We start from the raw sequence: 11,422 nt of genomic DNA on the forward strand, positions 1-11,422 counted from the left end.
TAAAAAAGCCGCGATACAGGTCTCTGTATCGCGGCTTTTCTGGTTATCTATTTCAACACATTTGTTAATTAGCGGTACTTGGCAAGGTCCGGTAATGAGCCTGATAAACCCAGTGCGCGACGCATAAATTCATCTTTTACACCTGGCGCAGTATTGGCAATCAATATACCTAAATCACGTACTAACTTTTTGGCTGGGTGGCTACCATCAAACAAGTCACGAAACGCCTGCATCGCCGTGATCATTTTAGCCGCTTCCGCTTTACGCCAGCGCTCATAATTACGTAAGTTCGTACGTTTGCCTATATCTTGCTGCTGTTGCCATAACGTTTTGATTTCTTGAGCAAGGCTTGCAGCATCAAGTAAACCAAGGTTAACCCCTTGACCCGCTAGCGGATGAATCGTATGGGCTGCATCGCCAACCAATGCGATACGCTCACGCACAAAATCACGGGCGTAGCGCATTTTCAGAGGAAACGCCTGACGCTCTCCTTCCACCTGACAAAGCCCTAATTTACCGTCAAAAGCAGCAACCAGTGCTTTATTAAATTCCGCGTCATCTAACGCACATAACTCTTGTGCTTTATCTGGCGAGACTGACCATACAATCGAGCATAAATCAGGCTCATGCAAGGGTAAGAATGCCAACGGGCCTTCTGGGCGGAAGACTTGACGAGCCGTATTATCATGCGGTTCAGTACAGCGAATATTCGCAACAATCGCACTATGACCGTAATCCCAATGCGTTAAAGGGATCGACATTTGGTTACGTAGCCATGAGTTAGCACCGTCTGCGCCCACCACTAATTTAGCGGTTAGACTTTGACCAGATTCAAGACTCAGCCATGCTTCTGTTTCACCAAATGCGATATTATGGCAACGCTCCGGCGCCAACAATGTCACGTTATTAAGCTGTTTTACACGGTCGAGTAAAGCGAGTTGAATCGTTCGATTTTCAACAATGTGACCTAAGTTTGGCTGAGCTAAACGGGCAGCATCAAAATCGATACAAGCAAAACTATCTTGTTCCCACACCTGCATTTTTGAATACGGTGCAAAGCGACGAGCCTCAATACCCGGCCAAGCGCCAACATTACGTAAAATACGCTCACTCGCTCGGCTTAACGCTGATACGCGTACATCGGGTAAATCAGATAGCTCAGGTTCAGGTAATTTACCTTCAATCACCGCAACTCGCAGTTCGGTATCCGCTAACGCAGCCGCTAGCGTTAATCCAACCATTCCACCGCCGATAATGGCGACATCAACACTTTGCATCATGATTATCTTTCTACCTGTCCCATGGCACGCCTGATCAGCGGTGCTTTTAACGAATCAACAGCACTCATGGCCATTAAACCTAAATTTCGTCCTGCCACTAATGGCAAACTGTCATTGGCAAACAATCCGACTAATCCTGCCGTCATGGTGATTGTCGCTTGGCGATCAGGCTGGCGGCGCTGACGATAACAGCTCAACATTGCTGTTCCACCAATATCGCGACCTTGCTCGAAAGCCGTAACAACTTCTTCTGCCAATGTCATGACATCTCGCACTCCAAGGTTAAAACCTTGGCCTGCAATAGGGTGTAAAGTTTGCGCCGCATTACCCACTACCGCGACACGATGAGTCGTAATGCGTTTAGCCTGACGCAGTAACAGAGGGTACGAAGCTCGTTGGCCAGTTTTAACCATCGCTCCTAAGCGCCAACCAAATGCCTGTTGAAGCTCAGTCAAAAATTCATTGTCGCTCCAGTTCATCACTTGCTGCTGATGTTCTGGTTTAATGCACCACACTAACGAACTGCGCCCGTCAGACATTGGCAGTAAAGCAACAGGACCGTAAGGGGTGAACCGCTCGAAAGCACGACCTTGATGACGTTCTGACGTCGTCACATTCGCAATCACCGCCACTTGCTCGAAATCATGCTCTTCACGTTCGATACCCAGCATCTCACAGCAACCAGAGAGCGCACCATCAGCGGTAACCAGTAATTGAGTGACGATCTGCTCACCAGCATTCAATGTGAGTGTGACACTGTCTTGCTGCCGTTCAATGCCCACGATGCTATTGGGACAATACATAGTAACTTGCTGACACTCAGTTAAATGCTGGTGGAAGATGCGTCCGGCATCAGCCAACTCAATCACATAACCCAGTGCATCAACTGCTTGTTGCTGCGCACTCAAACGGACAATGCCAGCATGACCTCGATCAGAGACGTGAATATTAGAGATCGCCGTCGCCTCTTGACGCAATGCAGGCCACACGCCGATAGTATCTAACAATGTGGCAGTCCCAAGCGATAATGCGATACAGCGCGAATCATACCCGGGGTGGCTATCTAACTGAGGTTCAACGGCTTCAACAACAGCGACTCTCAAACCTTGCTGGCTGAGGGTATCGATCGCCATAGCTAACGAGGCTCCAGCCATCGCGCCACCCGCAATCACCACATCAAAGTGCTTCACATTCATCCCTTACTTCAAATTGGATCAGTGTAACGTTGGCTCATCATCCGCAGGCATACCAGGAATATTCGGCTGCTCAACAGATTCAGGTCGTTGGCCTAAACCAACTAAACAACTCAGTACACACTCAGGAACATACGCAATAATCTGTTCTAGTAGCTGTGCTTGCTCTTCCATGTCTTCATCTTCATTGATGCCAAGCTGAGCAATTTCTTCTAGTGCCGCCACCGCTTCAGTAACCTCTGGGGTTAATTCAGCTTTTTTCATCCCCATCAGGCCCATACCTGAGATGAAATTAGTTACCCACTCACTCAATGCCTCCGCACGCACATCAAGCGCTTCGTCTTCTGCGGGCAGTAATAACGTCACTTCGAATTGACTTTCGGCCAATTCAGCAGCAGTCGAGGTAAATAAAACTTGAGCCATACTGTGCAATTCACCAGAAGCAGCATCAAATACTTGGCGAACAGTGGCTTTCGCACTGTCTAGTAACGGATCGCCTTGGTTAGCATAATCGCTCACTGCCGCGACCCAACTTTCATCCGATACCGTTAAACCACCACAAATCATGCCCATCAATAAGCCATGAAGCTCAGACGGTGATACCGCTAAACTGTGATTTTTTAGTTCACTATCAAGAACATTGTAAGCGGGTAGTTTTGCTTCACTCATGCGGTGATTACCTTATCTAGATTGGCGTAAATCGTTATTGTGGTATGCTACCACTTATACCTTGCGGCATAAATAACGAGGGTGCCCCCAGTTGTGATTGAACCATCATAGTGGTTATCATTTGGGTGATGTTTACACCAGACTGCCTATTAACTGAGTAGTCAAACGGTGTTGAACCGCAAAGCACCGCGTGTATGCTTGCATGTTCAAAGGGCTTTATTCTATATTTACTCCTAAGCGCAAGCAGGGTGTAACTTAAGACACGCTGACACGGAGCAGATAAGAGACTTTATGAGTAATCAGGCAGTTGAAATCAAAATTCTCGGTCGTACCTTAAAGGTAAACTGTCCTACAGGCCAAGAAGCAGCTCTTATTGCTGCTGCCGAAGATTTCGATCAGCGTTTAACAACATTGTCCGAACGCACCAAAGTCTCTAATCCAGAACAACTTTTGATGTTCGCGGGGCTTAACATTTGCAGTGAATTGCATAGTGATCGCCGAGAAAAAGACAATAAAGACGATGTTTTATCCAATCGTATCAATCAATTAGCAGAAACGTTAGATAAAGCATTGCAAAATCAACCAAAGCGTTGATAATGAATTGACCCTGGGGTGCTCGTTAGTGAATCAACGTCCCCGAGCCGATAAGCAAATACCCAGGATTGGCTTTTTTATTAGCTATTGAGCATGCTCAGCCCGACTGAGAAGCCTACGGTTAATGTTGCTGATCCACCTTGAACATCTGGTTCAAGGGCTTAGATTTACGACGGCACCTTGGGGCATACCTTTTCTATGAGGTTGTACAAAGTTAAGCTGTAGATATACGCCGTACCGCTCTTCCCTTTTTGACACAATCTATTACCGGTTCACTTTCGTCATTGGATGACCTATGAGCTCAACGGTTACACTTTCTTCTCGTCAACACATTCGCCAACAGATCCGTTCTCGTCGTCGCGCTCTCTCTATTGAACAACAAAGCCAAGCTGCTCAACAGTTGCTGAATCAATGTCAACAATCACCTCACTTTACTCAAGCTCAGCATATCGCACTGTACCTATCTAACGATGGTGAAGTCAGTACCCAACCACTAATAGAGTGGTTATGGCAACAAGGTAAATCGGTGTACTTACCCGTTTTACACCCCTTCAGCCGTGGTCATTTATTATTTTTACGCTATACCACCACCACAGCAATGACCATCAACAATTATGGCATTAGCGAACCTTGCTTGGACATTCGCCTCGTCAAACCGGCACATGAACTTGATGTTATTTGTACGCCGCTAGTCGCATTTGATACCACTGGCCAACGGCTGGGTATGGGAGGCGGTTATTACGATCGAACGCTAGCACCTTGGCACCACTTTCGCCAATTACCCTACCCACTAGGGCTTGCCCATGACTGCCAGCACGTCAATCAACTGCCACATGAAATTTGGGATGTCCCCTTGCCTACGATCGTTACTCCATCGCACACATTCCACTGGTAAACATCAGAAATTTGCCTTGCCTCTAGCTCCAAATAAGAAAGAAAAAGCAAACGATTGGCTCAAAGCATAAAAATTACTATCGCTAAGTCGCTGTAATTCAAAGTCATCTTGGTTTTTATTGATGGAACAGAGACATAGGTCAACATTTTATTCTGACGAAGGCCACACTGTTAGCTATAATCAGCGCTCCCAACGCTCGTCATCATTACGACCAGGAGATATAGCATGACTCAAGATGAAATGAAAAAAGCTGCCGGCTGGGCTGCACTAGACTACGTAAAAAAAGGCAGCATTGTCGGTGTGGGCACTGGCTCTACCGTAAATCACTTCATTGATGCTCTTGAATCGCGCAAAGAAGAAATTAAAGGTGCTGTATCAAGCTCTGTCGCGTCAACTGAACGCCTAGAGAAAATTGGTATCCCTGTATTTGATGCTAACGAAGTATCAAGCCTTGATGTTTACGTTGATGGCGCAGACGAAATCAATGGCGATTTCGACATGATCAAAGGCGGCGGTGCTGCACTTACCCGTGAAAAAATCGTGGCGGCAATCGCGAAGAAATTCATCTGTATTGTTGACGATACTAAGCAAGTTGATGTACTTGGCCAATTCCCACTGCCAGTTGAAGTGATCCCTATGGCTCGCTCTTTCATTGGTCGTGAACTGGTTAAACTTGGTGGTGATCCAGTTTACCGTGAAGGCTGTGTGACTGATAACGGCAACATCATTCTTGATGTACACAACATGAAAATTACCGACGCCAAAGATCTTGAGAAAAAGATCAACGCACTACCAGGCGTAGTGACTGTGGGTCTTTTCGCAGAACGTGGCGCTGACGCCCTACTAGTGGGTAGCCCTGAAGGCGTGAAAAAATTCGAAAAGTAACCGTATTCCCGATACGTTATGTTGCTTGATTACAAAACGGCGCTCTCTGCGCCGTTTTTTATGCATTTCTTTGTAATATTCTTACCCTTATTGATTGTTTTTTGATACGTTATTAACCAATATACGCTTTCAAGCTAGGCTCTATCGTATCGGACTCAATCAACCGTTCCCCTACAACCTACTTATATCCTGCTGTTTTACATCGTTTTACAGTATTTTTAGTATAACGTCCTAGGTGCTACAAATTGGATAGCTAGCGTACTTTGACTTCACTTGCGTTTTTAAGGATAAGAACCCCATGGATAATGTTTCACTGGATAAAGAAAAAATCAAAGTGCTTCTACTTGAGGGCCTCCACCCTTCAGCAATTGAAGCACTTCAACAAGCGGGTTACACCAACATTGAGTACCACAAGGGCTCATTGGCAGGTGATGAGCTAATCGAAGCCATCAAAGACGCACATTTTGTCGGGATCCGTTCTCGTACTCAATTGACCGAAGAAGTCTTTGCCGCCGCGAAAAAACTCGCAGCCGTTGGCTGTTTCTGCATCGGTACCAACCAAGTTGAACTTGAGTCAGCGACTCGTCGCGGTATCCCAGTATTCAATGCCCCATTCTCTAATACCCGTAGTGTTGCTGAATTAGTGTTAGGAGAAATCTTATTACTATTGCGCGGCATTCCAGAAAAGAACGCTAAAGCTCACCGTGGTGAATGGTTCAAATCAGCTGATGCATCCTTTGAAGCCCGAGGCAAACGGCTAGGCATTATTGGTTACGGTCATATCGGTACACAACTGGGTATTCTGGCAGAAAACCTCGGAATGCGAGTGTACTTCTACGACATTGAAAACAAGCTGTCTTTGGGTAACGCCACCCAAGTGTTCTCAATGAGCGAGCTGCTCAATAAATGTGATGTAATTAGCCTTCATGTACCTGAAACACCAGAAACACAAGACATGATGGGGGCGGAAGAGTTTGCCCGCATGAAGCCAGGCTCAATCTTCATTAATGCCGCTCGTGGTACCGTTGTCGATATTGATTCACTCTGCAGTGCACTGGAAAGTAAGCACATTGCGGGCGCAGCGATTGATGTGTTCCCTGTTGAACCAAAAACCAATAAAGACCCGTTCGAATCACCATTAATGCAGTACGACAACGTATTACTGACGCCGCACATTGGTGGTTCAACCCAAGAAGCCCAAGCAAATATCGGCCTTGAAGTCGCAGGTAAGTTGGCGAAATACTCAGATAATGGCTCAACATTATCAGCGGTTGGTTTCCCAGAGGTATCACTACCTGAACATCGTGACTGCTCACGCTTGCTCCACATTCACGAAAACCGCCCTGGTATTCTAAACCAGATAACAACGATTTTTGCGACAGAAGGCATCAATATCGCCGCACAATACCTACAAACTGGTGCTGAAATTGGTTATGTTGTCATTGATGTTGAAACTGAGCGTTCAGAAGAAGCTCTTGGTAAGCTCAAGCAAATTGAAGGGACGATTAGGGCGCGTATTCTACACTAAGCACTAGGTGTTGGTGTTAGACGCTAAGTAATATTCAGATCCTTAGATCGTAAAAGGCCGCATGTAATCATGCGGCCTTTCTTGTTCCATTATCGCTGGGACTGAGTTTAATCAACCAGCTTAAATACCACGTCGACACGATCTTTAATCACCAGCTGATCGTTTTGGTAACTCTCAGCAGCATCGTTTGCTGAGTAAGCAGCCATACGCGCTTGAGCATAATAAGGCTGCGCATTTTGTGTCAGGTAGGTAATTTTCCATACCCCGTCCAAGCTTTCACCAAAGCCACTTGCGATCGACTCAGCTTTCGCTTGGGCATCTTTAATCGCTGCTAAGCGCGCTTGCTGCTTAATTTCGGTTTCTTTACTGCTTTTCAACTCAATATTCTGGATACGGTTAATACCATCAACCAAAGATCCATCCAGGTAGGTATTCAGTTTAGCTAACTGATTCACCGTTACCGTCACTTGACGATTCGCACGGTAGCCAATCAGTTTTGGCTCTTTGTTTTTCGGATAAGTGTATTCTGGGTTTAATGAAATATTTGCACTCTTAATGTCTTCGCGTTTCACGCCTTGTTTCTCTAATCGTGCCATGAAAGCCACAACCGCTTTATCAACCGCTTGCTTTGCTTCTTTAGCCGTTTCACGCTTTTCGGCGACTTCAACATGCAAAATAGCCATATCCGCAGTAACAGTCACTTCGCCGTTACCTTGAGTAACAAGATGTGGAAACGCCACATCAGCAGCAGATACATTCATAGATAGTAGTGCTGTCGCACCAAGTACAGTGGCCAGTAACGTCTTTTTCATTCTATTTCTCCTACAAGCATGAGTATGTCTTGGACAACAAATATTAGGATTTATCCTAATGAAACCGCACTCTATCAAACCACCTTTAATTTGAACAGTGTTTTATTGTAAATTTACGTCAAGATGTACGAACAAAATAAGCAATTATTGCGGTAGAACCTGCTGAGCATGCTGCACCAAACGCTCAGATAATTCAGTCAGAACCCCGCTTTCTAACGCCCAATGATGCCAGTATAAACGACGAATTAACGTAATATCTGGGGTAAGGTTTACAAGGTCGCCCGCCGCAAGTTCATCAATAATCTGTATACGAGGGATCAAGCAATATGCAAGACCTTCGGTCGCCATTTTCACAAAAGCTTCCGAGGATCGTACCGTGTGTTTCATCAAGCTGCCGACAGGTAAATTAAAGTGCTGTTGAATAAATTGTTCGTGCATATCATCATGATGATCAAACGCTACCGCGGGCGCTGCAAATAGGTTATCGCGCGTCGTTCCATCAGCAAAGTAACGCGCTTTAAATTCAGGGCTGGCAACACACAAAAAATCCACTCGCCCTAAATAATCTGCAACACACCCAGGCATTGGCGTTTGATCCATGCTGATCGCCCCGACGACTTCGCCACTGCGCAGTCTATCTAAGGTTCGTGCTTCATCTTCAATCAATAAGGTTAATTCGATCCGACGTGCTTTCAATAATGGACTTAAGGCAGGTAATAACCATGTTGCCAAACTATCGGCATTGGTCGCTAAAGACACCGACAATGGTTGGCTGATGTCATCAGGGGTGAGTTCAGGTAAAAGCTCCTGCTCTAGCAATCGTACTCGACGATATAGCCCTAGTAACTTTTGCCCTGCGGCGGTCGGTCGTGGTGGTTGCTCGCGGACTAACAAAGGTTGTGCCATCAGCTTTTCAAGTTGCTTGATCCGTTGAGACACCGCAGATTGTGTAATACAAAGGTGCTCTGCCGCCCGCTCAAAACCACGCTGCGCCACCACCGCATCTAATGCGGCAACCCAACGATAATCTAATCCTCTCATCACCATCCCTTACTTTAGCCACTCATCATTAGAGAAACTTATGATGTATAAGTTTTATTAGTTGTACTTAATCCTATCGCTAAGTGTACGCTTGCGCCATTCATATTGGTAGCCAGAAAGCAGAACTGGTACCACGTCAAAATATAACAATAAGGTAAGTAAAAACATGAGTATTTGGGCTTTATTACAAGGGTTTGGTTTGGGTGCAAGTTTGATCATCCCGATAGGAGCACAAAATGCTTACGTTTTGAATCAAGGCATAAAACGTAACCACCACCTAACAACGGCAACCATTTGTAGTGTTTGTGATGTAATTTTCATTAGCCTTGGTATTTTTGGCGGCGGTGCACTCCTTTCAAGTAACGAAACCTTACTGACCTCCGTCACTGTCGGCGGTATTTTATTTCTACTTTTTTACGGCAGCCTATCGCTGCGTAGTGCGTTAAAACCACAAAATACAGAAGAACAAACCCAACAAGTAACAGCTCGAGGTCGTAGAGCCGTTATATTGGGGGCACTAGCTGTGACGGTACTCAACCCACATTTGTACTTAGACACTGTGGTGATTCTAGGATCGATTGGCGGTCAGTTTGAAGGCAGCGATCGAGTCGCTTTCGCCATTGGTACAATTTTCGCGTCTTTTGCTTGGTTCTATACCTTATCGATTGGCGCGGCAAAACTAGGCCCAACATTGTCAAAACCCAAGGTAAAGCGCGGTATCGATCTTGCTGTTGCCGCTATGATGCTCTTTATTGCTACCCATTTAGCCAACGGACTTTGGATACAGTATGTCGCTTAATACGTTAGAACAGATCTACCAGACCAACATCAACTTATTCAACCAAGCGGATGTACCTTATCAAGCTTGGCAACATGAACCGATTTTAGACTTCGAAACAGACGCTCGTATTGCGAATGAACTGGGTTGGACGGCATCACCAAGCAAGAGCCTATTCATGAAAATCAAAGGTGGAGGTCACTGTTTGCTCTTAACTCACCGTGATAGCCGCCTTGACAGTAAACTGGTCAAGCAAGTGGTCGGCAAGCGAGTATCAGTGTGCAGTAACGACGAAATGGTAGCGGCGACAGGTTGTGTACCAGGTGCAGTCTGTCCCTTTGCGCTACCAGAAGAGGTGATTCTTTTAGTCGACCCTGTGGTCTATTTACATCAAGAACTGATGTACACCCCAGGTAAACCGGATTACACCTTTGCGTTTAAGACCAAGCATCTTGATGCACTCTTAACGACTTTGCCAAATCAGGTTATTCGATTACCCGCCGATATCCCTGCATAATCAGAAGCCAATATAAAAAAATGGCGCTCATTGAGCGCCATTTTTAATGCTATCTATCAAGCAAAAACGGTATTAGCCTTCTTGCTTGTTAAGATGCACATCCATTTGTGGGTATGGGATACCGATATTTTCTTTATCCAATTCTTCTTTAATTGCTTGTAGCAAATCAAAGTACACACCCCAGTAATCTTCTGTTTTCACCCATGGACGAACCACAAAGTTCACAGATGAATCAGCTAGTGCTACCACACCCACAGTTGGTTCAGGATCTTTAAGAACACGAGGCTCAGCTGCAACAACGCGCGTTAAAACTTCTTTAGTCTTCTTAAGATCTGCATCGTAAGATACGCCAATAACATAGTCGATTCGACGCGTTGCATGGCGGGAGTAGTTAGTAATAGGGCTACCAATTACTGAACCATTAGGAACGACAACCATTTTGTTATCAGGTGTTTTTAGTACTGTCGAGAAAATTTGGATAGACTCAACAGAACCCGCTACGCCACCAATCTCAACGTAATCGCCAGATTTGAATGGACGGAAGCTAACAATTAATACACCCGCAGCAAAGTTAGACAGTGAACCTTGCAGCGCTAGACCAATCGCTAAACCCGCGGCACCGATCACAGCAACCACTGAAGCGGTTTGAACACCTAAACGGCCTAAAGCTGCAATTAATACGATAACAAATAGCAGGTAACGCACGAGTGAGTGAAGAAACTCAACGACTGCATCATCCATTTTTTTCTTACGTAGCACTTTTGCTACGCCATTAGCAATGCCTTTAACGATCAAGTTACCAATGAACAAAATCAGCAAAGCAGAAATTAAGTTAACGGCATACTGGACAAGAAGATCTTGGTTATCAGTAACCCAAGTACTTGCATTCAATACGCCTGACGTTAACTCATTATCAGTAATAGTGTCGACTACCTTGTCGGCTACACTCTCGGTCATATTTACTCTCTCTCTATTAACTCGCCTATATTGGCCTATATACCCAATAGAATAATCATAAGTGACTATAACAGCGATTTTATGATTTGCGGGGCATTATCAGCCATTCTTCCCTGACAATAAAATAATAAATCTTATCGTAATGACAAAAACATCTTATCATTTGGGTGATTTTAAATAAAAAAAAGCCCGCAAAATGCGTAATGCCGATCAGTTAAGGATCAGTTGAACGATCCTATGAGGCTGACATAATCCGGAATCAGTTACTGATTC

General features: G+C 45.2%; 12 protein-coding genes and 1 other RNA gene. 7 read left to right on the forward strand and 6 right to left on the reverse strand.

Features of this window, described 5'->3' with window-relative positions; all coding sequences use genetic code 11:
• Positions 1-68: 68 nt before the first annotated feature.
• From ASV53_RS19245 to ASV53_RS19255, 3 genes are read right to left on the reverse strand one after another with little or no spacing between them, the layout of a single operon-like run.
• Complete coding sequence (locus ASV53_RS19245) at positions 69-1,280, reverse strand: FAD-dependent 2-octaprenylphenol hydroxylase (protein WP_062692808.1); 1,212 nt, start codon at positions 1,278-1,280, stop codon at positions 69-71.
• Positions 1,281-1,282: 2 nt separating this feature from the next.
• A complete protein-coding gene (gene ubiH / locus ASV53_RS19250; RefSeq protein ID WP_094958282.1) occupies positions 1,283-2,476 on the reverse strand; it encodes a 2-octaprenyl-6-methoxyphenyl hydroxylase in 1,194 nt (397 codons plus the stop codon).
• Between the two features lie 18 nt (positions 2,477-2,494).
• Positions 2,495-3,142, reverse strand: coding sequence for a UPF0149 family protein (locus ASV53_RS19255; RefSeq protein ID WP_062692809.1), 648 nt, complete (start codon positions 3,140-3,142; stop codon positions 2,495-2,497).
• A 291-nt stretch (positions 3,143-3,433) separates the two neighbouring features.
• On the opposite strand from ASV53_RS19255, the gene zapA reads away from it, so the two are divergent.
• The 5 genes from zapA (at position 3,434) to serA (ending at position 7,044) form a co-directional block, all read left to right on the forward strand.
• A complete protein-coding gene (gene zapA, locus ASV53_RS19260; protein WP_062692811.1) occupies positions 3,434-3,736 on the forward strand; it encodes a cell division protein ZapA in 303 nt (100 codons plus the stop codon).
• Positions 3,737-3,743: 7 nt separating this feature from the next.
• Positions 3,744-3,927: non-coding RNA, 6S RNA (gene ssrS, locus ASV53_RS19265), on the forward strand.
• 104 nt (positions 3,928-4,031) lie between these two features.
• The gene (locus ASV53_RS19270; protein ID WP_094958283.1) at positions 4,032-4,631 is read left to right on the forward strand and encodes a 5-formyltetrahydrofolate cyclo-ligase; all 600 of its coding nucleotides are present in this window, start codon (positions 4,032-4,034) and stop codon (positions 4,629-4,631) included.
• A 225-nt stretch (positions 4,632-4,856) separates the two neighbouring features.
• The gene (gene rpiA / locus ASV53_RS19275; protein ID WP_094958284.1) at positions 4,857-5,516 is read left to right on the forward strand and encodes a ribose-5-phosphate isomerase RpiA; all 660 of its coding nucleotides are present in this window, start codon (positions 4,857-4,859) and stop codon (positions 5,514-5,516) included.
• A gap of 298 nt (positions 5,517-5,814) precedes the next feature.
• Positions 5,815-7,044, forward strand: coding sequence for a phosphoglycerate dehydrogenase (gene serA / locus ASV53_RS19280; protein ID WP_062692813.1), 1,230 nt, complete (start codon positions 5,815-5,817; stop codon positions 7,042-7,044).
• A gap of 107 nt (positions 7,045-7,151) precedes the next feature.
• Here serA and ASV53_RS19285 read toward each other — a convergent pair whose 3' ends face one another.
• Positions 7,152-7,856 carry an oxidative stress defense protein gene (locus ASV53_RS19285; RefSeq protein ID WP_062692815.1) on the reverse strand — a complete coding sequence of 235 codons (705 nt, stop codon included), beginning with the start codon at positions 7,854-7,856 and terminating at the stop codon, positions 7,152-7,154.
• A 144-nt stretch (positions 7,857-8,000) separates the two neighbouring features.
• Positions 8,001-8,897: a LysR family transcriptional regulator ArgP gene (locus tag ASV53_RS19290; protein ID WP_062692817.1), complete on the reverse strand. Its 897-nt coding sequence runs from the start codon at positions 8,895-8,897 to the stop codon at positions 8,001-8,003.
• A 166-nt stretch (positions 8,898-9,063) separates the two neighbouring features.
• Between ASV53_RS19290 and ASV53_RS19295 the strand changes: the two genes are divergently transcribed.
• Both ASV53_RS19295 and ASV53_RS19300 read left to right on the forward strand, forming a co-directional pair.
• On the forward strand, positions 9,064-9,696 hold the full coding sequence (locus tag ASV53_RS19295; RefSeq protein WP_062692819.1) for a LysE/ArgO family amino acid transporter: 633 nt from the start codon (positions 9,064-9,066) through the stop codon (positions 9,694-9,696).
• Positions 9,686-10,192, forward strand: coding sequence for a YbaK/EbsC family protein (locus tag ASV53_RS19300; RefSeq protein WP_094958285.1), 507 nt, complete (start codon positions 9,686-9,688; stop codon positions 10,190-10,192). Before ASV53_RS19295 ends, ASV53_RS19300 begins: the two co-directional genes overlap by 11 nt.
• 72 nt (positions 10,193-10,264) lie before the next feature.
• Here the strand turns inward: ASV53_RS19300 and mscS are convergent, their stop codons facing one another.
• Positions 10,265-11,149: a small-conductance mechanosensitive channel MscS gene (gene mscS, locus ASV53_RS19305; RefSeq protein ID WP_094958286.1), complete on the reverse strand. Its 885-nt coding sequence runs from the start codon at positions 11,147-11,149 to the stop codon at positions 10,265-10,267.
• Positions 11,150-11,422: the final 273 nt, after the last annotated feature.

Source organism: Photobacterium sanguinicancri (assembly GCF_002265265.1).
In the GTDB taxonomy this organism is placed as follows: Bacteria; Pseudomonadota; Gammaproteobacteria; order Enterobacterales; family Vibrionaceae; genus Photobacterium; species Photobacterium sanguinicancri.

Coding starts and splice junctions, on each gene's coding strand:
- ASV53_RS19255 (WP_062692809.1), bottom strand. CDS start 3,142: ATGAGTGAAGCAAAACTACCCGCTTACAATGTTCTTGATAGTGAACTA.
- ASV53_RS19270 (WP_094958283.1), top strand. CDS start 4,032: ATGAGCTCAACGGTTACACTTTCTTCTCGTCAACACATTCGCCAACAG.
- zapA (WP_062692811.1), top strand. CDS start 3,434: ATGAGTAATCAGGCAGTTGAAATCAAAATTCTCGGTCGTACCTTAAAG.
- mscS (WP_094958286.1), bottom strand. CDS start 11,149: ATGACCGAGAGTGTAGCCGACAAGGTAGTCGACACTATTACTGATAAT.
- rpiA (WP_094958284.1), top strand. CDS start 4,857: ATGACTCAAGATGAAATGAAAAAAGCTGCCGGCTGGGCTGCACTAGAC.
- ASV53_RS19245 (WP_062692808.1), bottom strand. CDS start 1,280: ATGATGCAAAGTGTTGATGTCGCCATTATCGGCGGTGGAATGGTTGGA.
- ASV53_RS19290 (WP_062692817.1), bottom strand. CDS start 8,897: ATGAGAGGATTAGATTATCGTTGGGTTGCCGCATTAGATGCGGTGGTG.
- ASV53_RS19295 (WP_062692819.1), top strand. CDS start 9,064: ATGAGTATTTGGGCTTTATTACAAGGGTTTGGTTTGGGTGCAAGTTTG.
- ubiH (WP_094958282.1), bottom strand. CDS start 2,476: ATGAATGTGAAGCACTTTGATGTGGTGATTGCGGGTGGCGCGATGGCT.
- ASV53_RS19285 (WP_062692815.1), bottom strand. CDS start 7,856: ATGAAAAAGACGTTACTGGCCACTGTACTTGGTGCGACAGCACTACTA.
- ASV53_RS19300 (WP_094958285.1), top strand. CDS start 9,686: ATGTCGCTTAATACGTTAGAACAGATCTACCAGACCAACATCAACTTA.
- serA (WP_062692813.1), top strand. CDS start 5,815: ATGGATAATGTTTCACTGGATAAAGAAAAAATCAAAGTGCTTCTACTT.